Origin of the sequence: Stenotrophomonas maltophilia (genome assembly GCF_002799245.1) — a bacterium.
Classification (GTDB): domain Bacteria; phylum Pseudomonadota; class Gammaproteobacteria; order Xanthomonadales; family Xanthomonadaceae; genus Stenotrophomonas; species Stenotrophomonas maltophilia_S.
In genome coordinates this window covers 109,442-131,659 of the sequence record NZ_NEQV01000002.1, presented here as the reverse complement: position 1 = coordinate 131,659, position 22,218 = coordinate 109,442, and the positions used below count along the sequence as shown (strand labels likewise).

Below are 22,218 nucleotides of genomic sequence, written 5' to 3'. Positions count from 1 at the left end.
TAACGTGCGTCGGATTCGATTCATGTTGGGGCGACTACGGTGTGCTCGCCCCGCAACCGGGGGCCCAAAACAAGAAACATTAGGAGATACCCCCATGCGCTCCATCCGTATCCTGAGTCTCGCCCTGCTGACCTCCGCCGCCTTCGCGCCGGCCGCTTTCGCCCAGGACAGCAGCACCACCGATACCGCCTCGGGCAAGCATTTTGCCGTTGTTGGCGGCATCTCGCTGCTGCAGCCGAAGAACGACCCGATCACCGGCGTGAAGAAGACCGACGGTGGCCCGGCGCCGACCGTCAGCTTCAGCTACTACATCAACGACAACTGGGCCGTTGAGCTGTGGGGCGCCGCTGACAAGTTCGACAACAAGTTCAAGGGCCCGAACAATGCCCGCCTGGGCTCGGTCGAGCAGCAGCCGGTCGCGCTGAGCGGCCAGTACCACTTCGGCCAGGCTGACAACGTGTTCCGTCCGTTCGTGGGCGTCGGCTACTACCAGTCGAGCTTCAGCAACGAGAAGCTGGGCAACGGCGCTGACACCGACATCCGCTTCAAGGATGCCAAGGGCGTGATCGGCACCGTCGGCGTCGACATGAACATCAATTCCACCTGGTTCGCCCGTGCCGACGCCCGCTACATGCGCGCCCGCCCGGACATCAAGGTTGGCGGCGAGAAGATCGGCGAAGCCAAGATGGATCCGTGGACCGTCGGCTTCGGCATCGGCGCCCGCTTCTGATCCAGGCAGCACCGCTTCACTGATGCATCGCGACGGGCCCTTCGGGGCCCGTCGTCATTTCCGGCAGCAGCCTTCTGTCTGTAGCCGAGCCCATGCTCGGCTGCATTTTTTGTAGAGCCGAGCCCATGCTCGGCTGCATTTTTTGTAGAGTCGAGCTTGCCCGGCTGCCCGAAATGCAGCCAAGCATGGACTCGACTCTGCAGAATGGCTGGATACGGAGGCACGATGGACGACGTCGACCTGCTGGTGATCGGTGGCGGCATCAACGGCGCCGGCATCGCCCGTGACGCCAGTGGCCGCGGCCTGCGCGTGCTGCTGTGCGAACAGCACGACCTGGCCGCACACACGTCCAGTGCCAGCAGCAAACTGATCCACGGCGGCCTGCGCTACCTGGAACAGGGCGAGTTCGGGCTGGTGCGCAAGGCACTGGGCGAACGTGAGGTGGTACGCCGGCAAGCCCCCTATCTGGTCCATCCGCTGCGCTTCGTGCTGCCCTGGGAGCCGCACCTGCGCCCGCGCTGGATGCTGCGCGCGGGACTGTGGCTGTACGACCATCTGGGCCGGCGCGGCCCTGCCTTCCCAGCGTCACGCGTACTGGACCTGCACCGCGACCCGCTGCGCCACTGGCTCTCCCCGATGCTGCGGCAGGGCTTCAGCTACGCCGATGCGCAGGTCGATGACGCGCGGCTGGTGCTGCTCAACGCCCTGGATGCCGCGCAGCGGGGGGCACAGGTGCGGGTGCGCAGCCGCTGCATCGACCTGCACCCCGTGCAGGGCCGATGGCAGGCCATTCTGGAATCCACTGATGGCCGGTCGCACCATGTGACTGCGCGCGCCGTCGCCAACGCGGCGGGCCCGTGGGCCGGTGGCCTGCTGGAACGGATGCAGGCGCGCAGCGGTGGCCCCGCGCTGCGCCTGGTGCAGGGCAGCCACATCGTGCTGCGCCGGCCCTGGCCTGATGACAGCGCCTGCCTGCTGCAGCAACCCGATGGACGCGTGGTGTTCCTGCTGCCCTTCGCCCACGACCACCTGCTGGTGGGCACCACCGATACCGACTATCGCGGTGACCCGGCGCGCTGCAGCGTGCTGCCTTCGGAGGTGGCGTACCTGTGCGAAGCAGCCAATCGCTACCTGCAGGAACCCATCGCGCCGGAAGCGGTGGTCTGGGCGTTCGCCGGTGTCCGTCCGCTGCTGGCCGATCCCGACCCGCGCGCGGCAAAACTCAGCCGCGATTACCGCCTGCAGCTGCAGGCGGACCCGGCACCGGCGCTGCATGTGCTGGGCGGCAAGCTGACCACCTACCGGGTGCTGGCCGAGGAGGCGCTGGACCTGCTGCGCCCTGCGCTGCCACAGATGGGCCCGGCGTGGACAGCAAGCGGAGACCCACTGCCGGGCAGCGGGTGGGGTGACGCCGCACAGGCATGCTCGCATCTTCGGGGGCTGGCACCGTGGTTGCCTGCCGGTATCGCGCAACGCTGGGCCGCTGCCTATGGCAGCCGCAGCGCGGAACTGCTGGAGGGTGCACGGGGCATGGACGACCTTGGCGAGGATTTTGGCGGCGGCCTGCATGCCCGCGAAGTAGGCTTCCTGCGCGACCGCGAGTGGGCGTTCGACAGCGACGATGTGCTGTGGCGGCGGAGCAAGCTGGGATTGCGGCTGGATGCTGCGCAGGTGGCACGGCTGCAGGCATGGATGGAACGCCCGGCGTTGTAGAGCCGAGCCACGCCCGGCGGTTCCCGCACACAGCAGCCGGGCATGGCTCGGCTCCACATAAAGCACGGTACCTTAGCCGGACCGCTCTACCGGAGACGCTGCATGACGCCCCGCTACGTGCTGGCCATCGACCAGGGCACCACCAGTTCGCGCGCGATCCTGTTCGATCGTGCCGGCGACATCGTCGGCAGTGCGCAGCGCGAGTTCGCGCAGATCTTCCCGCAACCCGGCTGGGTCGAGCATGACCCGCGCGAGATCCTGACCAGCGTCTATGCCACGTTGACCGAGCTGCTCAGCCGCGGGCAGATCGACCCGCGGCATATCGCCGCACTGGGCATCACCAACCAGCGTGAAACCACCGTGGTCTGGGACCGTGCCACCGGCCAGCCGATCCACAACGCCATCGTCTGGCAATCGCGGCAGAGCCACGCCATCTGCGAGCGGCTGAAGTCCGAAGGGCATGAAGCGCTGATCCGCGAGCGGACCGGCCTGCTGATCGACGCCTATTTCTCTGCGACCAAGGTGCGCTGGATCCTCGACCATGTGGAAGGTGCGCAGCAGCGCGCCGAGCGTGGCGAGCTGCTGTTCGGCACCATCGACAGCTGGCTGGTGTGGAACCTCAGCGGTGGCCAGGCGCATGTGACCGACTACAGCAATGCGGCACGCACGCTGCTGTTCAACATCCACACGCTGGACTGGGATGACGACCTGCTGGCCCTGCTCGACATCCCGCGCGCGATGCTGCCGCAGGTGCGCGACTCCAGTGCGGTGTACGCGCATACCCGGCCGCAGTTCTTCTTCGACCACCCGATCCCGATCGCCGGCATCGCCGGTGACCAGCAGGCGGCTCTGTTCGGCCAGGCCTGTTTCCAGCCGGGCATGGTCAAGAACACCTATGGCACCGGCTGCTTCATGCTGATGCATACCGGTGCGCAGGCGGTGCGCTCGCGCAACGGCCTGCTGACCACCATTGCCTGGGGCCTGGACGGGCGCGTGGAGTACGCGCTGGAAGGCTCGATCTTCATCGCAGGCTCGGTGGTGCAGTGGCTGCGCGATGGACTACGCATGATCGAACGCGCCAGCGACAGCCAGGCACTGGCCGCGCAGGTGCCCGACAGCGGCGGCGCCTACCTGGTACCGGCGTTTGTCGGCCTCGGTGCACCCTATTGGCGCAGTGACGTGCGCGGTGCGATGTTCGGCTTGACCCGTGGCACCCGCAAGGCGCACTTCGTCCGCGCCGCGCTGGAAGCGATGGCCTACCAGACCCGCGATGTGCTCGATGCGATGCAGTCTGATGCGGGTATCGCGCTGACCGAGCTGCGCGCCGATGGCGGTGCGATCGGCAACGACTTCCTGGCCGGTTTCCAGGCCGACATCCTCGGTGTGCCATTGCTGCGGCCGCGGCTGACCGAGACCACCGCGCTGGGTGCGGCCTACCTGGCCGGCCTGGCGGTGGGGTTCTGGACCAGCCGCGAACAGATCGCCGCGCAGTGGGGCCTGGACCGGCGCTTCGAACCGCAGATGGAGGTGGCCCGGCGCGAGAAGCTGTATGCCGGGTGGCAGCAGGCGGTGGCAGCCACCCTCGCCTTCCACGTCGACTGACATTGTAGAGCCGAGCCATGCTCGGCTGCCGTTGGTGGAATGCCGAAAACAGCAGAGCCGAGCGTGGGCTCGGCTCTACAGGGAAGACAGTGTCGACCAAGGTCGACACCCACCATTCAAATCATCAGATCAGCCGCGATCAGAACGCCGGCAGCACCGCGCCCTTGTACTTGGTCTCGATGAAGGCCTTCACCTGCGGGCTGGTCAGGGCCTTGGCCAGCTTCTGCACGCGGGCGTCGTCCTTGTTGTCCGGGCGCGCGACCAGGAAGTTCACGTACGGCGAATCCTTGCTCTCGATCGCCAGCGCATCCCTGGTCGGGTTGAGGCCGGCGTCCAGCGCGTAGTTGGTGTTGATCAGGGCCAGATCGACCTGGTCCAGCACGCGCGGCAGCATCGCCGAGTCCAGCTCGCGGAACTTCAGGTTCTTCGGGTTGGCGATGATGTCGCGCTGGGTCGCCAGCGCGTTGGCCGGGTCCTTCAGCTCGATCACGCCGGCCTTGTGCAGCAGGATCAGCGCGCGGCTGTTGTTGCTCGGGTCATTCGGGATCACCACGTCGGCACCTTCACGCAGCTCGGCCAGCGACTTGACCTTGCGCGAGTACGCACCGAACGGCTCGATGTGCACGCCGATCACCTTCACCAGGTCGGTCTTGCGGTCGCGGTTGTAGGCGTCCAGGTACGGCTCGGTCTGGAAGTAGTTGGCGTCCACCTGCTTCTGCACGAGCTGGTCGTTGGGCTGCACGTAGTCGTTGAACACGCGCACGTCCAGGTCCACGCCTTCCTGCTTGAGGATCGGCTTGACCACCTCGAGGATCTCGGCATGCGGCACGGCCGTGGCGGCCACCACCAGCTTCTGCGAGGGCTCGCCGGAGGTGCCGCAGGCGGTCAGGGCCAACGCAGCGGCGAGCAGGGGCAGCAACAGGGTCTTCTTCATGGGGGACTGGGTTCTCGGGGGGAGTATCAGGATTTTTCGTAGTTGCTCAGGGCCAGCTCAAGCAGCGCCTTGGCCTGCTCGCGCAGCATCATCGGCTCGACGATCTCGGCATCCGAACCATAGTGCAGCACGTCCATCAGCAGTTCGCGCGAGACGCTGTACGGCACCTTCAGCTCATAGCGGCCATCGGCCAGGAACCGGCCCTGCTGCTTGGAATGCCAGTGTTCGTCGGCCACCCAGCGCGCGGCCTTGGCGCTGAACAGGATGGTCGCCCAGCCCTTCGGCGCGCCGGAGAAGATGCCGTAGCTGGCACCGAGCTGTTCGTCCAGCTCGCTGTCGGCAACATCACGGGCGGCACTGTCGATCACCCGCGCCTTGTGGATGCGGTCCACCGCGAAGCTGCGCAGGGCCTCGCGGTCATGGTCCCAGGCGTCCAGATACCAGTTGTCGCGATAATGGGTCAGGCGCTGCGGCGAGACGGTGCGCTTGGTCGGCTCGTCGGTGGAACGGGCGCGGTACTCGAATGCCAGCTGGCGGCGCTCCAGCACGGCCGAAGCTACGCTGCGGAAGCTGCCCTCGTCGAACTTGCGGCCACGGTGCGGAATCACCCGTACGCGGTCGACCGGCCAGCTGGAGACACCGGCCTGGGCCGCCAGCAGGCTCTCGATGCGTTGCTGCAACGGCGCCAGCACCGAGGACAACACGCCACCGCCGGTACGCGCCAGCAGGTGCTGCGAGGCCAGCAGGGCATGCAGCTCCTCCGAACTGAGCCATAGGCCGGGCAGCTCGAAGCGGTCGCTCTCGTCGGCCTGGTAACGGAAGCCGGCCTCGCCGTCGCCCTCGATCGGTGCCATCAGCGCATCGCGCAGGAAGGCCAGATCGCGGTAGACGGTGGCACGGGAACAACCGAGCTTGTCCTGCAGGGTCGCCACCGTCACCGGATAGCGCGCGGACTTGAGCAGACGATGCAGGGCGGTGATGCGTTCGTATCGGTCCATACCCCCGATTATGTCCGAGTCGCGGGTCTTGTGTGGGACGTTTGGGCTATCGTGGTCGCCCCCACCCCCATGGAATGCCCGATGCGCCGGTTGCCTGCCCTGTCCCTGCTGGCCTGCCTGCTGCTGGCCGCCTGCGATCGCGCGCCAGCGCCGGCCGGCACCGCGGCCCCGGTACCCGCCGCCGATCCGGCACAGGCGGTGCTGGGCGCCAGCCAGCGTTTCGCGGCCCTGCGCAGCTTTCACGCCGAGCTGGAGGTGCTGGGCGCACCGCAGCCGGTTCGCAGCGCCATGGACTTCGTCGCGCCCGACCGTTTCCGGGTGCAAACCCCGGCCGGGCCGCAGACCATCATCGGTGACACCATGTTCCTGCAGGCCGACGGTGCGATCCGCCAGGTGCCGACCCCTCCCGGCCTGCTCGAGCAGTGGCGCAACCCGCTGCCGGCCGATGCCCTGCCCGCCGATCTGAAGGCCGAAGACCTCGGCAGCCAGATGCTGGACGGGGTCGAGACCCGGCACTACCGGCTGCGCGGCCCCCAGCCCGGCGAACGCCTTGAGTACTGGGTGGATGCCCAGGGCCTGCCCCGCCAGATCGTGCGCAGCGGCAGCAGCAACGGCCGCAGCTTCCAGCTGCGCCTGCGCTATTCGCGCTTCAACGACCCTGAATTGCGTGTCGATTTGCCCTGAATAGGCGGTCGCGGCAACGTTCGCTGAAGCGCGCATTGGATCGATTCGGACCGCCATCACGCTTCCAGTATCATCACCGGCTGTTAACCGTTTCGGAGAAGCCTCGATGTCCCTGCGCGTGTCCCTGCTGATCCCCCTGCTGCTGTGTGCGCCGCTTGCATACGCGCAGGATGCCTCCGAGCTGGCGGCGATGTCCTCGCCGTGGAGCGGCAGCGGCGGCGAGCTCGGCTTTGCCTCGGCACGCGGCAACAGCAGCACCGAGAGCTTCAACGGCCGCCTGCGCCTGCGCTACACCGACGGCGACTGGGTGCACAGCATGGACCTGTTCGGCCTGCGCTCCAGCTCCAAGGTGACCGAGACCAACGACGACGGCACCACCACCCGCCGCAACAACACCACCGCCAACCGCTACACCGGCAGCGCCGGCAGCGCGCTGCAGCTGGGCGAGCACCGCCAGCTGACCGCCACGGTGCGTACCGAGCGCGACGACTTCGCCACCTACGACCGCCAGAGCTCGTTCGGTCTGGGTTACGGCACCCGCCTGTGGAACACCGAGCGCTTCTCGTTCGATGCGCAGATCGGCCCCGGTGTGCGCCGTACCCACAGCACCGAGGATGACCGCACCCGCACCGGCCTGATCGGCCGTGGCCTGTTCGACATGAAGTATTCGCTGACCGACAACACCGACCTGGTGAACACCCTGCTGGTCGAGTCCGGTTCGTACAACACCTTCGGCCAGAACGACTTCGGTGTCTCGGTGAGCATGAACGAGCACCTGGCGCTGAAGGCCGGCTGGCAGGCGCGTTACAACAGCGACGTCGCGGCGGACAAGCGCAAGACCGATACGCTGACCACGATGAACGTGGTCTACAAGTTCAAGTAAGCAGAACGGGCGCCAAGGGCGCCCGTTTCGTTCTTGTAGAGTCGAGCCATGCTCGACTTACCCGCGAAGCGCGGGGGTTTTCCGGGGAAGCGCAGCCGAGCATGGCTCGGCTCTACAGAAATTGGGGCTCAGGCGTTCAACAGCTCGCCGGCGCCGTCATCCAGCAGCTGCCGGGCCACCTGCCGGCCCAGCGCTTCCGGATCACTGGCCGGGCCCACCGCCTCGGCACGCACCGCACGACCATCGCTGGCACTGCCGACCAGCCCCTGCAGGTGCAGATCGCCGCCCTGCCACTGCGCGATCGCGGCCACCGGCACATGGCAGCTGCCATGCAGCGCGCGGTTCATTGCCCGCTCGGCTTCCACACAGGCGCGCGTGGCTGCGTCATCAAGCGTGGCGAACAGCGCCATCAGCCGCGTATTGCCACCATCGCACTCCACCGCCACCGCGCCCTGCGCCGGCGCCGGCAACCACTGCGGCGGCTGCAGCCGCGCGACGATGCGATCGCCCAGGCCCAGACGCTCCAGGCCGGCCACGGCCAGCACGATGGCGTCGTAGCCACCGTTGTCGAGCTTGGCCAGGCGGGTGTTGACGTTGCCGCGCAGGTCCAGCAGCTCCAGGTCCGGGCGCAGCGCGCGCAGCTGGGCCTGGCGGCGCAGTGACGAAGTACCGACCCGCGCGCCGATCGGCAGCGCGTCCAGCGAGGCGTACAGGTTGGAGACGAAACCGTCGGCCGGATCGTGGCGGGTCAGCATCGCCGGCAGTGCGAAGGGTTCGTCCAGCTCCATCGGCACATCCTTCAACGAGTGCACGGCGCAGTCGGCCTCACCCCGCAGCATGGCCAGCTCCAGCTCTTTCAGGAACAGGCCCTTGCCACCGATCGCAGCCAGCGAGCGGTCCAGCACCTCGTCACCGCGGGTGCTCATCGGCACCAGTTCCACATGCAGGCCGGGATGGGCCTGGCGCAGGCGGTCGGCGACGTGTTCGCTCTGCCAGAGGGCGAGCGGGCTCTTGCGGGTGGCGATGCGGACGGTTTCCATCCGGTCATTATCGCGCCTTCGGCGCGGATACGGCCAACGGCGGAGCCCCTCGTGGCTGGCGGTAGAGTCGACTGTTAGTCGACTGGCATTGTGAGCTGGCCGGGCGGGATGGACTGCGCAGGGGCCGCTGCAGGTACGTCCATGTAAGCTCGGTCGCCGCATCCATGCGGCTCACGCCCCTGCGCAGCCCACCCCGCGCGGCCTCTGACAGTTTCCGTGTGCGGCCGCCACGGAAGATCAAAAGAAAGAAGCAGAAGCAAAAGCAACAGCCGGCGGCTTCCGGGGTCAGATCCCTTTTCCGCAGGAAAAGGGATCTGACCCCTCTTTCCAAGCCGATAACACCAACGCTTTTGCCGTCCGATGCAGCGAAGACGAGAGGGTCGGGCCGGGGTGGGGTGGCGGGACCGTTGGCGCCATGGATGGCGCCATCGAGCTTACAGGGATGTACTTGCAGCGTGTCCCGCCACCCCATCCCGGCCCGACCCAGCACGTAGCAACACCGAGCCATGACCCGCTGTTGCTGTTGCTGTTGCTGTTGCTGTTGATCTGAAAGCAGTCGCGGCCGCAGGCCGCGCGGAACACTCACAGATGCCGCAATTCCTGCTTCAGCGTCGCCACGCAGCGGCGGCTGACTTCCAGCGGCTGCTTGCCATGCCGCAGCACCGCCTGCACCTGGCCACCCGAGCCTCGACGCAGTTCCACCAGCTCGTGGCGTGCCACCAGGCAGTTGCGATGGATGCGGATGAAACGGCTGGCGAACTCTTCTTCCAGCGACTTCAGCGACTCCTCGATCAGGTCCTCGCCGCGTGCGTGGTGCACCACTACGTACTTTTCCTCGGCCTGCAGGTAGTGGATATCGTCCAGCGGAATCAGGCGCAGGCTGCCACGCAGGCGCGCGCACAGCACGCTGCGTGCCTGCTGCCCGCTGTGCTCCTGCGGCTGGCCATCACGGCCGGCCAGGAACGTGCGTGCACGCGCAATCGCCGCCGCCAATCGTTCGGCGCGCACTGGCTTCATCAGGTAATCGATCGCCGCAGCCTCGAACGCCGACAGCGCATGCGCATCGTAGGCGGTGCAGAACACCACCGCCGGCCGCGGTTCGAAGCTGGCCAGGTGGCGGGCCGCTTCCAGGCCGTCCAGCCCGGACATCGCGATATCCAGCAGGACCAGGTCCGGCTGCAGCTCCGCGCAGGCGTGCAGGGCCTGCTCGCCGTTGCCAGCCTCGGCCACCACGTCCACGCCGTCCTGCGCCGCCAACAGGCTGCGCAGGCGCTCGCGCGCCAGTGGCTCGTCATCAGCGATGACTACCCTCACGATCGTTCCCTCACTGGATCGGCACTGTCACCTGGCAGGCATAGTAGCCCTCGCTCCAGCCAGCCGTCATCCGCGCAGCGCTGCCAAAGCGCCAGGCCAGCCGATGGCCGATGCTGTGCTGGGCATGGCCTGCCCCCCGCGCCAACGCCAGCCCGGGCGCCTGCGGATCCGGCGCCGGGTTGCGCACGCGGATCTGCAGCTCATTGCCCTCGCGCACCAGCTGCAGTTCGATGGTGCCGCCGTCAGGCAAGCGCGAGATACCATGCAGCACGGCGTTTTCCACCAGCGGCTGCAGTACCAGCCTGGGCAATGGCAGGTCCCATGGCAGCGGCTCGTCGCGTTGCCAACGCACCTGCAGGCGTTCGCCCAGGCGCAGCGATTCGATCGACAGGTAACGCTCGGCCAGCTCGCATTCGTCGCGCAGGGTGGAATCGCCCTCGCCTGCCCCCAGCGCCGCGCGGAACAGGTCGGACAGATCGAGTACGGCACGTTCGGCCACCGCAGGATCGCGATGCAGCAGGCTGGCGATGAGGTTCATGCTGTTGAACAGGAAGTGCGGGCGGATCCGCGCCTGCAGCGCGTCGGCCTGGGCGCGCGCATTGGCCTGCACCTGTGCGGCCCAGCGGTCGCTGACATAGAAGTAGCGCAGCGCCAGCGCGGTGATCAGCGCTGTGGTTGCTGCACTTCCAAGGGTGAAGCGCCAGAAGCTGATGCCGCTGGCGAAGCTGTCACCCAGCACCGCATACAAGGCGTGCACGATACCGGCACAGACCACCGCGATCAGGGTTGCCAGCGTAATCGCAGCGACCGCCCCCAGCATCTGCGGCAGCCTCGACAGCGCGTTCCGCAGCAGGCACAGGCTGGCGGTCACCGCCAACGCCAGCCATAGGGCGAATCCACTGGCCGACACCAGTTCACCGAAGGTCCAGTGGCGGCTGCCATCCGGGGCCAGGGCCAGCACCACCACCACCAGCTCGGCCAGGCCGAGCATCGCCGCCAGCCGCGGCAGGCGGCACAGTTCCGGCATCCACGGCGGTGTGCTGGGCGGGGACATGGCTCAGGCCGCGCCCAGGCGTTCCTGCAGCCAGTCAGCCAGTGCCTGGATCTCTTCGGCACAGACCTGGTGGGCCATCGGGTAGCTGTGCCACGCCACGTCCAGGCCCAGCGTGCGCAGCGCCTGTGCGCTGTGCGCAGCCACGGCCTGCGGGATCACCGGGTCGCCACTGCCATGGGCCATGAATACCGGCACCTGCACTGCGCCTTCAACACGCTTGGCGCTGTCGGCTTCGGGCAGATAGGTGGACAGCGCGATCAAGCCGGCCAGCGGCGCGGTACGCGACAGCGCGGCGGTCAGGATGATCGCGCCACCCTGCGAGAAGCCGGCCAGGAAGATCTTCCCGGCCGGGATGCCACGCTCGATCTCACGCGCGATCAGCGCATCCAGCTGCACCACCGATTCCTGCACGCCGGCCATGTCGGCGCGCGAACGGAAGTCCATGCCGACGATGTCGTACCAGCCGCGCATCGGCACGCCGTTGTTGATCGTGATCGGCCGCACCGGTGCGTGCGGGAACACGAAGCGCAGCGCCGGCCAATGCGGCCGCACCAGCTCCGGCACGATCGGCGCGAAATCATGGCCGTCGGCGCCGAGGCCGTGCAGCCAGATCACCGACCACTGCGGCGAGGCGCCGGTTTCCTGTTCCACCGTTTGCAGCATGATGCGGCTCCTTCAAGTTCGAGCCGCATTATGCCGCTGGCGCGGGGCAATCAGTACAGCGGCGGTTGCTCGGCCGCTTCCCGGCGCAGCTGCGCGGCGCGTACCAGCACCGGCGGCGGGATGTTCTCCTCGGGAATGTCCAGCAGCCCCAGGCGATGCAGGAAGGCACCCGGACCACGCAGCGAGGTCAACGCCACCACCGGCACCGCCAGCACCATGCCGATCACCACCGGCGCCATCCACGCGGCCAGCGATGGCGACACCGCCCAGGCCAGCACGCCCATGAAGGCGCCGAACACACCCAGGCCACCGTAGCCACGGATCAGCGCCATCCACGAGATGCCGCCGTCGTCACGCTGCTGCGCATCCCAGCCGGAATCGCGGCCGGACAGCACTTCAGCCACGCCACGCGACTGCACGTACATCACCACCGGCGCCATCAACGCGGCCAGTACGGTCTCCACCAGCATCGACACGAAGGCACGGATCGTACCGCCACAGCCACGTCGGTCGACCGGGTCCAGCAGCATCGCCAGGTAGCCGAGCACCTTGGGCAGCAGCAGCACCGCCATGGTCGCAGCGAACAGGCGCACCACCTGCTCTTCGTCCTGTGCACGCCAGTACACGCTGGGCGACAGGTGCAGCAGGGCGTTGAAATCGATGCCCTCCTGGAACAGCGGGATGGCGATGCCGATCAGCATCAGCATTGCCCACATCGGTGCGGTGAAATAGTGGCCGATGCCGATCAGCATGTGCGTGCGGCTGATCCAGTGCAGCCCGCGGCTGCCGACCACCTTGCCGTGCTGCAGGTTGCCCTGGCACCAGCGGCGGTCGCGCACCAGCAGGTCGGTCAGCGTCGGCGGGCCCTCTTCATAGCTGCCACCGAGGTAGGGCACCATGTGCGCGGCCCAGCCGCCACGACGCATCAACGCCGCTTCGACGAAGTCATGGCTGAGCACGTGGCCGCCGAACGGCTTGCGCCCCGGCAGCGCCGGCAGGCCGGCGTGGTCGGCGAAGGCACGGGTACGGATGATGGCGTTATGGCCCCAGTAATTGCTCTCGGCGCCATGCCACCAGGCCACACCGCGGGCGATCACCGGCCCGTACACGCGGCCACCGAACTGCTGCATGCGCGCGAACAGGGTGCGGCCGCCGATCACCGACGGCAGGGTCTGGATCAGTCCGACGTCGGCGTTGTGCTCCATGCCGGCCACCAGGCGCACGATGCTGTCGCCGGTCATCAGGCTGTCGGCGTCGAGGATCAGCATCTGCGGGTAGGCGCCGCCGAAGCGGCGGACCCAGTCGGCGATGTTGCCGGCCTTGCGCCCGCTGTTGTCACCACGGCGACGGTAGAACAGGCGGGTCTGCCCATCCGGCACCCGCTCGCGCAGCTCGGCGAACACCTGCTCCTCGGCAGCGGCGATGTCCTCGCGGCGGGTATCGCTGAGCACGAAGAAGTCGAAGCGGTCGAGCTGGCCGGTGGCCGCCACCGACTCGTAGATCGCCTGCAGGCCCGCCAGCAGGCGGCGCGGGTCTTCGTTGTAGGTCGGCATCAACAGCGCGGTACGGCTGTGCACGGCCGGCAACGGCTTGTCCGGGTCGATGCCGAGGCGATAGCCACGGTCGAACACCGCGGTCAGGAAGCCGGCCAGGGCGCTGGCGAACGACAGCGCGATCCAGGCAAACAGGCCGACGAACAGCACCAGCAGGCAGGCTTCGAGCACACTGATGCCGTTGGCCGACAGCACCCGCCACATCATCCGCGTGGCCACGGCGGTCATGCCGAGCGTGCCACCAAAGATGTACAGCCGGCGCAGGCCGATCAGGCGCGGCGACGTGCGATGCCGGCGGACCTTCAGTGCACCTTCGCGCAAGGTCTGTTCGGGCATCGGCAACGGAGATTCAGCGGGCAGCAGCGCCCAGCCGGCATCGAGCCGGGGCGTTTCTGCTTCCGCATGGATGGTCTGCACCCCCATCGTCGCCTACTCCGCGCCGTCGGCACGGCCGGCCATCCCGGCCGGGCTGCATGCACCAAGGTTCCCGGCGCGCTTTCCCGGCGCCCGCACTTGTCCTGGCTGTGTCGGCCTCAAGCCGCACAGTCGATGTCTGTCACTACCGGAACCCACACGATCTCCAACGGGGCGGAATCGAAAATGCGGCCCAGTCTAGGGTGCCGAATGTAAGCCGGGTGCGAAGGTCTACGCCGGGATTTATCCCCATTCAGCAAATAGCAGGCGATCGCGCCGGGGGGTGGCCAGATGTCACTGCGTTGCTCCCGGTACTGGATCGTAACAAACGCGAACGGTTATCATTTCATTAACCAGGCAGGTCACCGTCTTCCGCACGGCCGCGACCCACCCAGCTGCGCCGGTCCACGCCGCGCCCAACGACCCACGGAAGGGGTGGCTGCCTGCTGTCTGCCTGCGCCTGCTGCTTCCACAGGGTCTCCCCACCTCCCATGGAAGCCGTCATGTCCCTGTCGTCCCGTTCCCGTTCCGCGCGCCTGCCGCGCACCCGCCTGGCCAGCGCCCTGGCCATCGCCTGCCTGCTGGCCCTGCCCGGCCTGGCCGCCGCAGCGGCCAGCGCCGATGCCTCCACCAAGGACCTGGATACCGTCGTGGTCACCGCCTCGGGCAACCAGCAGTGGATCAAGGATGCCCCGGCCAGCATCAGCGTGATCAGCCGCGAGGACATCGAGCGCCAGCCGGTGCCCGACCTGGCCACCCTGCTCAGCCGCGTGCCGGGCGTGACCGGTGGCCTCAGCGCGGTCGGCGAACAGTCCAAGATCAAGCTGCGTGGCATGCCCTCCAACTACACGCTGGTGCTGGTGGACGGCAAGCGCATGGGCAGTTCGGCCTCGACCAACTATCGCCCCGACCTCGGCCGCCAGGACCTGAACTGGATCTCGCCCGACCAGATCGAACGCATCGAAGTGGTGCGTGGACCGATGTCCTCGCTGTATGGCTCCGATGCCATGGGCGGGGTGATCAACATCATCACCCGGCGCATCGGCGATGAATGGAACGGCAGCGCCACCCACAGCTATACCCGCCCAGGTGATGGCAAGCGCGGCGACACCCAGCAGATCGGTGCGACCTTCTCCGGCCCGCTGGGCGAACGCTTCGGCCTGCGCATCGGTGCCAACAGCATGCGCCGTGATTCGGACCAGTCCAATGACGGTGTCTACGGCAACGCCTATGCCGGCGAGAAGGACCGCAATGTCGATGCGCTGCTGCAGTGGAAGCTGAGCGACGCACAGGAACTGTCGCTGGAGGCGGGCCACGGCGTGCAGCAGGCCTTCATCGATGCGTCGCTGGAAAAGCAGGACGAAGGTGCCTGGGGTGCCAGTGAGCTCAAGCGCAGCTCGCTGGCGCTCAACCACGACGGCAAGTGGAGCTTCGGTACCTCCAAGCTGAGCGCGTACTGGACCGAATACAAGAACGACATTGGCGCCACCGGCCGTTCCGAGGCCACCGATACGATCATCGAAGGCAGCCTGACCACGCCATTCACGCTGGGCGTTGAGCACCAGTTCGCCGTGGGTGGCCAGTGGAAGCGCCAGGAGCTGACCAACACCGACACCATCGGCCGCGCGCCGATCGACTATGCCGGCAACGCGGTCAGCGGCTCCAGCCTGGAAGTGGATACCTGGGCGCTGTTTGTCGAGGACGAGCTGAAGCTGCACCGCACCCTGGCCCTGACCGTGGGCGCGCGCCTGGACCATCACGAGCAGTTCGGCGGCCACGTCAGCCCGCGTGCGTACCTGGTCTGGCACCCCGCTGAACAATGGACGATCCGCGGTGGCGTCTCCAAGGGCTTCCGTGCGCCCAGCCTGACCGAGAATTCGCCCAGCGCGGCCACCCAGTCCGGCGGCCGCGGCTGTACCTCGCTGATTCCGCTGGGCTACACCCGCGGCGGGTGCTACATGGCCGGCAACCCGGACCTGGATCCGGAAACCAGCACCAACCGCGAGATCGGCATCAGCTTCGACAATGACCTGATCGATGCCGGCGTGACCTACTTCCATACCGACTTCCGGAACAAGATCGAATACGCCCCGCTGGGCCGGTTCAATGGCATCTGGTGGACACGCATGAGCAACGTACAGCGCGCACGCACCAGCGGCATGGAAGGCAACCTCAACGTCCGGTTCGGCGAGCAGTGGCGCTGGCGCACCTCGGCGACCTGGATGAAGGAAGCCAGGAACCTGACCACCGGCCGCAACCTGATCGATACGCCGGAATTCTCCGGCTATTCGTCGCTGGACTGGACGCCCAGCACGGTGTTCTCCAGCAGCCTGTCGGCGCAGTACACCGGCAAGCAGACCGGCACCGCCACGACCTTCCTCAAGGCCTACACCCTGTATGACCTGACCGCTGCATGGAACGTCAACGAGGTGCTGACCCTGCGCGGTGGCATCAGCAACCTGGCCGACAAGAAGCTGTATGCGGAAGGCTCCACCGACTACTTCGTCGCCGGGCGCAGCTACTTCCTCAGCATGACCGCACGGTTCTGACCTGCGGCGCGCGCCGTGATCGCGCTGGCGACGTGCCAGCGCGATCGACGGTGTTGCGGGTTACTCGCTTTCCAGCGCGGCCGGTGCCGCATCCCGCGTGGCGGCCGTGCGCGCACGGTCCATCGCCACCGCCAGTTGCTGGCGTGCGAGCAGTTGTTGTGCCTGCACCACTTCAGGTGTCGGCAGGAGCACCGGTCCCGGTGCGTTTTCCGGTGTAGCAGGTGTGGTCATGCAACCTCCATGGACATCCCGCCGCCGCACCGGTCCAGCCGGGGCGGCAGCGGAACTGCGCACCCTATCCTAAAATCAAGGCGGGTGGGTGACGGTGCGGCGCCCTGCCACAGCCCCATACCGGCCCGCGCGTCACATTCCTGGCGCCCCAGGCTGGTTTCCTGAACCGATCGCCCCGTATCATGTAACCGTTTTCCTACAAGGACGTATCCGTCAATGAACGCAGTCGACCTCTCCCGCTTCAGCCCGAAGTGGCAGTTCCGCTTCAACTTCTTCCAGCAGCACGGCGCTCCCAAGGAGCCGGGCTTCAAGCAGGCCTGGAAGGCGCTGTCCTTCGGCGACCGCCTGAAGGTCAACATCAACTTCTTCGCCTTCTTCTTCGGCGCCATCTACCTGTTCATCCTGGGCATGTGGCGCAAGGCGCTGGTGGTGATCGGCATCAACATCGCGCTGGCCATCGTCACCCTGTTCCTGCCGGAAATCATCGCCCGCGCCCTGTTCATCGCCCTGAACTTCCTGGTCGCCTCCAGCACCAACTACAGCTACTACCTGGAGCAGGTGAAGGGCAAGGCCAGCTGGAACCCGTTCGAAGGCATGTTCTAAGCCGCCGCAGTCACCGGGCCCGGCCCGGTGCATCGGCGAGTGAATCGAAGACGCCCGGCCCTGGCCGGGCGTCTTCGTTCATGCACAGCCTCAGGCTGCGCGGCGCGAGGGCGCCTGCGACCCGGCCTGCAGGCGGAAGCGCGACACCGCCACCGCCAACTGCTCGGCCTGTTCTTCCATCGCACGCGCAGCGGCACTGGCCTCCTCCACCAGCGCGGCGTTCTGCTGGGTGGTCTCGTCCATCTGCACCACGGTCTGGTTGACCTGCTCGATGCCGGCCGACTGTTCGCGCGACGCGGCCGAGATCTCGGCCATGATCTCGTTGACCCGGCCGACCTGGCCAACGATCTCCTGCATGGTGCGGCCCGCGCCATGCACCAGCTGCGCACCGGCACCGACCTGCGCCACCGAGGCGTCGATCAGCTCCTTGATCTCCTTGGCGGCACCCGCCGAGCGCTGCGCCAGCGCGCGTACTTCACTGGCGACCACGGCGAAGCCGCGGCCCTGCTCACCGGCGCGTGCCGCCTCCACGGCTGCGTTCAAGGCCAGGATGTTGGTCTGGAAGGCAATGCCATCGATCACCGAGATGATCTCGGCGATGCGCTGTGAGGACGCTTCAATCTGCTCCATGGTGTGCACCACCTGGCTGACCACCTGGCCGCCTTCGCTGGCCACGCCGGCCGCGGAACCGGCCAGCGTGTTGGCCTGCAGCGCATGGTCGGCGTTCTGGCGCACGGTGGAGGTCAGTTCCTCCATCGAGGCAGCGGTTTCCTCCAGGTTGGCGGCCTGCTGCTCGGTGCGGCGCGACAGATCGCTGTTGCCGGCGGCGATCTCACCTGCGGCCAAGCGGATGCTCGCCGCCGACTGCTGGATCTGGCCAACGATCTGGGTCAGTTGCTGCACGGTGCTGTTGGCATCGTCGCGCATCACCGCGAACACCCCGTGGAAATCACCCTGCATGCGGGCACTGAGGTCGCCGGCGGCGATCGCGCGCAGCAGCGTCGACAGTTCAGCCAGGTTGTGGTCGCTGACCTGCATCATCGTGTTCAGGGTCTCCACCATGCGGCGGAAATCATGGTCGAAGCGCAGTGCATCACCACGCACGGCAAAATCACCGGCGGCGGCGGCAGCGGCCAGCTGCTGGATCTGCTCGTTGATCGCGGCCAGGTTGTGCTTGGTGGTCGCCATCGCGGCGGTGAATACCGCCTTCTCGCCCGGCAGCGTTTCCATGTCCACGCTCAGGTCGCCCACGGCGTAGCGCTGCATCACTTCAACCAGGCGCTGGGTGACCGCGTTGCTGGAGGCCACCAGCTGGTTGCTGTCGGCCACCATGCGGCCGTACTCGCCGGGGAACGCCGCCGCGTCCATGCGGTAGCTGAGTTCACCGGCATCGTGGCGGCGCGCCATTTCGGCCTGCGCAGCCATCACCGACTGCAGCTGGCCGCGCATGCCCTGCATCGCCTCCAGCAGGCGCCCCACTTCGTCGTTGCTGCGCGGCGGCAACGTGCTGTCCAGCTTGCCGGCGGCGACGTCGCCTGCCACGCGCACCGCTTCGGCCAGCGGGCGGATCGCCAGGCGGCGCAGCAGCACGTAGACACCGGCACTGAGGGTCAGCGCGGCGATCACGCCGACCAGCAGGGTCAGCCACAGCAGCTGGCGTGCTTCAGCCACGATCACCGCATGCGGCATCACCACGCCCAGCGCGAAGCGTTGCGGGGCGTTGCCCACGCGCAGCGGCACATACACGCGCACGTTGCCGGCTGCGTCGGGGCTGAAGGCCTCGAACGGTCGGTCGGCGGCGATGTCGGCCAGCATGCTGCGGGTCAGTGCATCGGTGCGCGGCGTGCCGATCTCGGCGGCATTGGCCGAGGCCAGCACCACACCCTTCGGCGACAGCAGTTCGACGCGGCCCGCCCCCATCGGCTTCAACGTTGCCAGGTGCTTCTGCAGCGCCGCCAGCGAGAAGTCCACGGTGAACACGCCCAGGAACCTGCCGTTCTCGATGATCGGCGTGCTCAACGTACTCATCAGCACCTGCTGCCCGGCAATGTCATAGGCATAGGGTTCGCTGACTTTCGGCAGCTTGTCGCGGCTGGGCACCATGTACCAGTCACCGGAACCGCTGGCGGTCTCGGTGTAGTCGGTCATCTGCGATTGCTGCGGCTTGCCGTCGTGCCAGGCCCAGTAGCTCATGTAGCGACCGGTGGCGTCATGCGCTTCGGTGTTGACGAACTCGGCATCCTTGCCGTCGAAGGCATCGGCCTCCCACATGGTGCTCTTGCCCAGCCATTCCGGATGGGTGCGCAGCTGCTCGCCGAGCACCGCCGCGAGGCTGGCACGATCGGGCACATCGCCACGGGCACGCTGGGCCAGCACGCTCTCGACCATGGCGTCATTGCTCGCGAAAGCAGTGCCCAGATCGGCCGAGACCTGGCGCGCTTCGGCGTTGGCCTCGCTGGCCATGGTCTGGCGCGAGGCGCTGATCAGACTGGCGCTGGCCTGTCGGTAGATCAGGAACGCGGTCAAGCCGAAACACAGCAGTGCGATCACGGCGGTGCCCAGCATCAGCTTGTGGGCGATGCTGCCCGGGCGGCGGGCAGTGGCGGAGCGGGAAGAAGGCATGGGAGGGTCCGCAAGGCAGTTCAGGACGACCGGCACCACGAGGGCACCGCGCAGGCGCGCGATCCGTCGCGCAGGCCACCGGCCGCCGGGGCGGGCCCGGCGCTGGAAGCGCACCGGGTTAGCGGCCGCCCGCCAACGAGGTTGAGGCGCCCCGCCTGCACATTCCTGAATCCGCTCAGGGTCGGCTCAGCTACCCGCCCATCGCGATACCCTCACTCGGCCACGCGGTCCTTGATCCACTGTGCGCGCGGCAGTACCTCGATGCTGCCGACGGCATACTGCTGCAGCACGTCGTCCGGCCCGAAACACGGCTGCCAGCCCAGCACGCTGCGCAGGCGGGCACTGTCGTAGACCCGGTCGATGCTCAACGGCAACGGCCAGCCACGGCGTTCGAACTCAGCCAGGAGCTGCGGCGCGCGACGGGCCAGCGCGCTGCGTGGGTGGGTGGCCAGTTCCAGGCAGTCCTCGCGACGGAACGGCGTCGGCGCACAGGCGAGGTAGCGGGCGAACCCGGCGCCTTCGTCGAGCAGCAGTGCTGCATGTGCACTGGCCACATCGCGGGCGTCGATGCCGCGATGCAGGCGGAACATCGCCATGCGTTCGGGCGGTTCCGGGAAGCACCGGCCCATGCGCAGCACGCGAACGCTGAATCCCGGCGTGGCGGCGGCTTCGGCCAGGGTCTCGGCCTGCAGCTTGGTGCGATGGTAGATCGTGCGCGGCAGCGGCTCGGTGTCTTCGTCGATCCAACGGCAGCCACCGGCCACCACGGCATGGCCGTACAGCGCCGTGGTGCTGGTCAGCACGAAGCGCCGTGCACCGGCTTCGCGTGCCGCCTGCAGCAGGTGCGCGGTTGCATCCACGTTGATCTGCTGGAACACCGCGTCCGGCACCAGGCCGACATGCGGGGCATGCAGCGCCGCGGTATGGATGACCGCGTCGACGCCCTGTACCGCGCGCGCGACGGCCTGGCGATCAGTGACATCGGCAATGATGCGCGTGGTGGCGAACGGGCTGCGGTCCAGCCCCACCACTTCGTGGGCGGCCGCCAATGCACCGAAGATCGCGCGCCCGATGCGCCCGGAACTGCCGGTCAACAGAATCTTCATTGAGTCCATTCACTCGAAGCGCCCGGGAACTACCGGGATGCTTCGATTCTAGGCATGCATTCGCGCATCTGCGATAGCACGGCCATGCAATGGTGCGTTCATCTTGACGACTTCGCAGGGGCCAGCAGTTGCCGTGCGACGAACAGCGGATCGTCGCCACCGGCCACATCAGGCTTCACACCGGTGCGTTCCCAGTTGCCGCCGGTGCGCAGGTTGATCGGTTGCCGGTCGGGAATGCTGATCTGATAGCCATCGGGAAGCAGCACAGGATCTCCGAACATATGCGCAGCGCCACCGCTGCGCGTGCCGACAATGCGTGCGCGGCCGAATGCCTGCAGCGAATAGGCGACGAACTCGGCCGCCGAAGCGGTGCGGCGGTCGATCAGCACCACCAGCGGTTTCAGGTACCCGGGCAGGCTTGCGGGCGGCAGCGGTACCGGCGTGCGTCGGCCGCGCTGGTCCAGCTGCTGCACGGCGTCGATCTTCGCGTCCAGCAGCGTGCGTACCAGCAGGTCGGCACTTCCATCGTCACCGCCTCCGTTCTGGCGCAGGTCCAGCACCAGGCCATCGGTGTCGGCCAGCAGCGTGAAGGCCGCAGCGAGCTTCGGCCGGGCCAGATCCAGCGGGTAGAAGGTACTCAGCCGCAGGTAGCCAACGTTGCCCTCCAGCACCCGCACCTCGCGCACGCCGGCGCCATTGCTGCGGGCATCGGCGCGCCAGGCCATCAACCAGTCGTCCTGGCCGGCCGCTGCGTCCACGCGTTCAACGTGGAAGTGGCCATCGAACATGTCCAGGTCCTGGTTCAGGCGTGCACTGAAGGCCGCCGGATCCGCACAGCTGCCCGCATAGCGCTGCTGCGCCGACCAGGTGCGCAGGGCATCGGCGATACGGGCGCCCTCCGACGCGTCCAGGTACTGCGCCTGCACGGCAGTGGCTGCCGCCTGCAGTACCCCGTCCTGCGCCGGGCAGGCCGCCGCCAGCAACGCACCGAGCATCCAGGAGACCGCCATCATCCACCCCCGCATTGAATATATGTAAGTGCTTATATATCATCCCGGTCATGGATCTCCAACACGCCACGCTGGGCACCCTGCTGCGTGCCCTGCTCGACCAGCTGGACCCGGCTGTGGAGCAGGCCTACCGGGACCTGCAACTGGACTACCGGCCCCGCTACACACCGGTGCTGCGCACACTGATGGCGCAGGGCCCCTGCCGGATCAAGGACCTGGCACTGGCCTGCGGGCTCAGCCATTCGGCGCTCAGCCAGACCGTGGCGGCGATGGTGCGCGACGGCTGGCTGCACGCAGCCAACGGCGACGATGGGCGCGAACGGATCCTGCAGTTGAGCCCGCACGCGCAGCGGGCGCTGCCTGCGCTGCAGGCGCAATGGCAGGCCACCGCACTGGCGGCGCGAAGCCTGGATGCCCATCTGGGGCAGTCGCTGGAACAGGTGCTGCGCGAAGCACTTGCAGCGCTGGCACAGCGGCCCTTCGCGCAGCGCCTGCAGGACGCCCGCCGGCGCTGA

The 22,218-nt window shown here is 67.6% G+C and carries 19 protein-coding genes; 8 read left to right on the top strand and 11 right to left on the bottom strand.

Going from position 1 to position 22,218, the window contains the following annotated elements:
* Positions 1-94: 94 nt before the first annotated feature.
* From B9Y64_RS06605 to glpK, 3 genes are all read left to right on the top strand, one after another.
* Positions 95-730 carry an OmpW/AlkL family protein gene (locus B9Y64_RS06605; protein WP_014038574.1) on the top strand — a complete coding sequence of 212 codons (636 nt, stop codon included), beginning with the start codon at positions 95-97 and terminating at the stop codon, positions 728-730.
* Positions 731-955: 225 nt separating this feature from the next.
* Positions 956-2,443: a glycerol-3-phosphate dehydrogenase gene (gene glpD, locus B9Y64_RS06600; RefSeq protein ID WP_100440022.1), complete on the top strand. Its 1,488-nt coding sequence runs from the start codon at positions 956-958 to the stop codon at positions 2,441-2,443.
* 102 nt (positions 2,444-2,545) lie between these two features.
* Positions 2,546-4,045: a glycerol kinase GlpK gene (gene glpK / locus B9Y64_RS06595; RefSeq protein ID WP_100440021.1), complete on the top strand. Its 1,500-nt coding sequence runs from the start codon at positions 2,546-2,548 to the stop codon at positions 4,043-4,045.
* Positions 4,046-4,184: 139 nt separating this feature from the next.
* Here glpK and B9Y64_RS06590 read toward each other — a convergent pair whose 3' ends face one another.
* Both B9Y64_RS06590 and B9Y64_RS06585 read right to left on the bottom strand, forming a co-directional pair.
* On the bottom strand, positions 4,185-4,979 hold the full coding sequence (locus B9Y64_RS06590; protein WP_100440020.1) for a MetQ/NlpA family ABC transporter substrate-binding protein: 795 nt from the start codon (positions 4,977-4,979) through the stop codon (positions 4,185-4,187).
* 26 nt (positions 4,980-5,005) lie between these two features.
* Positions 5,006-5,977, bottom strand: a complete 972-nt coding sequence (locus B9Y64_RS06585; protein ID WP_100440019.1) for a helix-turn-helix transcriptional regulator — start codon at positions 5,975-5,977, stop codon at positions 5,006-5,008.
* Positions 5,978-6,058: 81 nt separating this feature from the next.
* Between B9Y64_RS06585 and B9Y64_RS06580 the strand changes: the two genes are divergently transcribed.
* On the top strand, positions 6,059-6,661 hold the full coding sequence (locus B9Y64_RS06580) for a hypothetical protein (protein ID WP_100440018.1): 603 nt from the start codon (positions 6,059-6,061) through the stop codon (positions 6,659-6,661).
* A gap of 106 nt (positions 6,662-6,767) precedes the next feature.
* Positions 6,768-7,544, top strand: a complete 777-nt coding sequence (locus B9Y64_RS06575) for a DUF481 domain-containing protein (RefSeq protein ID WP_100440017.1) — start codon at positions 6,768-6,770, stop codon at positions 7,542-7,544.
* 128 nt (positions 7,545-7,672) lie between these two features.
* On the opposite strand, the gene hemC is transcribed toward B9Y64_RS06575, so the two are convergent.
* From hemC to mdoH, 5 genes are all read right to left on the bottom strand, one after another.
* The gene (gene hemC / locus B9Y64_RS06570) at positions 7,673-8,584 is read right to left on the bottom strand and encodes a hydroxymethylbilane synthase (protein WP_100440016.1); all 912 of its coding nucleotides are present in this window, start codon (positions 8,582-8,584) and stop codon (positions 7,673-7,675) included.
* 582 nt (positions 8,585-9,166) lie between these two features.
* Positions 9,167-9,898: a LytR/AlgR family response regulator transcription factor gene (locus B9Y64_RS06565; RefSeq protein WP_100440015.1), complete on the bottom strand. Its 732-nt coding sequence runs from the start codon at positions 9,896-9,898 to the stop codon at positions 9,167-9,169.
* A gap of 10 nt (positions 9,899-9,908) precedes the next feature.
* Positions 9,909-10,952: a sensor histidine kinase gene (locus B9Y64_RS06560; protein WP_202909051.1), complete on the bottom strand. Its 1,044-nt coding sequence runs from the start codon at positions 10,950-10,952 to the stop codon at positions 9,909-9,911.
* A gap of 3 nt (positions 10,953-10,955) precedes the next feature.
* On the bottom strand, positions 10,956-11,615 hold the full coding sequence (locus B9Y64_RS06555; protein ID WP_100440014.1) for an alpha/beta hydrolase: 660 nt from the start codon (positions 11,613-11,615) through the stop codon (positions 10,956-10,958).
* A gap of 50 nt (positions 11,616-11,665) precedes the next feature.
* Positions 11,666-13,591 (bottom strand): glucans biosynthesis glucosyltransferase MdoH, encoded by a 1,926-nt coding sequence (mdoH, locus tag B9Y64_RS06550; RefSeq protein WP_100440013.1) that lies wholly within the window; start codon positions 13,589-13,591, stop codon positions 11,666-11,668.
* 494 nt (positions 13,592-14,085) lie between these two features.
* Here mdoH and B9Y64_RS06540 point away from each other — a divergent pair, with 494 nt between their 5' ends.
* Entirely contained in the window at positions 14,086-16,131 is a 2,046-nt protein-coding gene (locus tag B9Y64_RS06540; RefSeq protein ID WP_100440012.1) for a TonB-dependent receptor domain-containing protein, read from the top strand.
* A gap of 60 nt (positions 16,132-16,191) precedes the next feature.
* On the opposite strand, the gene B9Y64_RS22130 is transcribed toward B9Y64_RS06540, so the two are convergent.
* On the bottom strand, positions 16,192-16,362 hold the full coding sequence (locus B9Y64_RS22130) for a hypothetical protein (protein WP_005419553.1): 171 nt from the start codon (positions 16,360-16,362) through the stop codon (positions 16,192-16,194).
* A gap of 216 nt (positions 16,363-16,578) precedes the next feature.
* On the opposite strand from B9Y64_RS22130, the gene B9Y64_RS06535 reads away from it, so the two are divergent.
* Entirely contained in the window at positions 16,579-16,965 is a 387-nt protein-coding gene (locus B9Y64_RS06535; protein ID WP_100440011.1) for a DUF2628 domain-containing protein, read from the top strand.
* A gap of 90 nt (positions 16,966-17,055) precedes the next feature.
* Here B9Y64_RS06535 and B9Y64_RS22460 read toward each other — a convergent pair whose 3' ends face one another.
* The 3 genes from B9Y64_RS22460 to B9Y64_RS06520 form a co-directional block, all read right to left on the bottom strand.
* Positions 17,056-19,587 (bottom strand): methyl-accepting chemotaxis protein, encoded by a 2,532-nt coding sequence (locus B9Y64_RS22460; protein ID WP_100440010.1) that lies wholly within the window; start codon positions 19,585-19,587, stop codon positions 17,056-17,058.
* A gap of 212 nt (positions 19,588-19,799) precedes the next feature.
* Positions 19,800-20,693, bottom strand: coding sequence for an NAD-dependent epimerase/dehydratase family protein (locus tag B9Y64_RS06525; protein ID WP_100440009.1), 894 nt, complete (start codon positions 20,691-20,693; stop codon positions 19,800-19,802).
* A 98-nt stretch (positions 20,694-20,791) separates the two neighbouring features.
* On the bottom strand, positions 20,792-21,703 hold the full coding sequence (locus B9Y64_RS06520) for a S41 family peptidase (protein WP_100440683.1): 912 nt from the start codon (positions 21,701-21,703) through the stop codon (positions 20,792-20,794).
* 50 nt (positions 21,704-21,753) lie between these two features.
* Here B9Y64_RS06520 and B9Y64_RS06515 point away from each other — a divergent pair, with 50 nt between their 5' ends.
* Positions 21,754-22,218: a MarR family winged helix-turn-helix transcriptional regulator gene (locus B9Y64_RS06515; protein WP_100440008.1), complete on the top strand. Its 465-nt coding sequence runs from the start codon at positions 21,754-21,756 to the stop codon at positions 22,216-22,218.

What these genes read in the sequence shown, in the direction of transcription:
- mdoH (WP_100440013.1), bottom strand. Translation starts at nt 13,591, where the DNA reads ATGGGGGTGCAGACCATCCATGCGGAAGCAGAAACGCCCCGGCTCGAT.
- B9Y64_RS22460 (WP_100440010.1), bottom strand. Translation starts at nt 19,587, where the DNA reads ATGCCTTCTTCCCGCTCCGCCACTGCCCGCCGCCCGGGCAGCATCGCC.
- B9Y64_RS06555 (WP_100440014.1), bottom strand. Translation starts at nt 11,615, where the DNA reads ATGCTGCAAACGGTGGAACAGGAAACCGGCGCCTCGCCGCAGTGGTCG.
- B9Y64_RS06580 (WP_100440018.1), top strand. Translation starts at nt 6,059, where the DNA reads ATGCGCCGGTTGCCTGCCCTGTCCCTGCTGGCCTGCCTGCTGCTGGCC.
- B9Y64_RS06585 (WP_100440019.1), bottom strand. Translation starts at nt 5,977, where the DNA reads ATGGACCGATACGAACGCATCACCGCCCTGCATCGTCTGCTCAAGTCC.
- B9Y64_RS06525 (WP_100440009.1), bottom strand. Translation starts at nt 20,693, where the DNA reads ATGAAGATTCTGTTGACCGGCAGTTCCGGGCGCATCGGGCGCGCGATC.
- B9Y64_RS06605 (WP_014038574.1), top strand. Translation starts at nt 95, where the DNA reads ATGCGCTCCATCCGTATCCTGAGTCTCGCCCTGCTGACCTCCGCCGCC.
- B9Y64_RS22130 (WP_005419553.1), bottom strand. Translation starts at nt 16,362, where the DNA reads ATGACCACACCTGCTACACCGGAAAACGCACCGGGACCGGTGCTCCTG.
- B9Y64_RS06560 (WP_202909051.1), bottom strand. Translation starts at nt 10,952, where the DNA reads ATGTCCCCGCCCAGCACACCGCCGTGGATGCCGGAACTGTGCCGCCTG.
- B9Y64_RS06520 (WP_100440683.1), bottom strand. Translation starts at nt 21,703, where the DNA reads ATGGCGGTCTCCTGGATGCTCGGTGCGTTGCTGGCGGCGGCCTGCCCG.
- B9Y64_RS06535 (WP_100440011.1), top strand. Translation starts at nt 16,579, where the DNA reads ATGAACGCAGTCGACCTCTCCCGCTTCAGCCCGAAGTGGCAGTTCCGC.
- hemC (WP_100440016.1), bottom strand. Translation starts at nt 8,584, where the DNA reads ATGGAAACCGTCCGCATCGCCACCCGCAAGAGCCCGCTCGCCCTCTGG.
- glpD (WP_100440022.1), top strand. Translation starts at nt 956, where the DNA reads ATGGACGACGTCGACCTGCTGGTGATCGGTGGCGGCATCAACGGCGCC.
- B9Y64_RS06540 (WP_100440012.1), top strand. Translation starts at nt 14,086, where the DNA reads ATGTCCCTGTCGTCCCGTTCCCGTTCCGCGCGCCTGCCGCGCACCCGC.
- B9Y64_RS06590 (WP_100440020.1), bottom strand. Translation starts at nt 4,979, where the DNA reads ATGAAGAAGACCCTGTTGCTGCCCCTGCTCGCCGCTGCGTTGGCCCTG.
- B9Y64_RS06515 (WP_100440008.1), top strand. Translation starts at nt 21,754, where the DNA reads ATGGATCTCCAACACGCCACGCTGGGCACCCTGCTGCGTGCCCTGCTC.
- B9Y64_RS06575 (WP_100440017.1), top strand. Translation starts at nt 6,768, where the DNA reads ATGTCCCTGCGCGTGTCCCTGCTGATCCCCCTGCTGCTGTGTGCGCCG.
- glpK (WP_100440021.1), top strand. Translation starts at nt 2,546, where the DNA reads ATGACGCCCCGCTACGTGCTGGCCATCGACCAGGGCACCACCAGTTCG.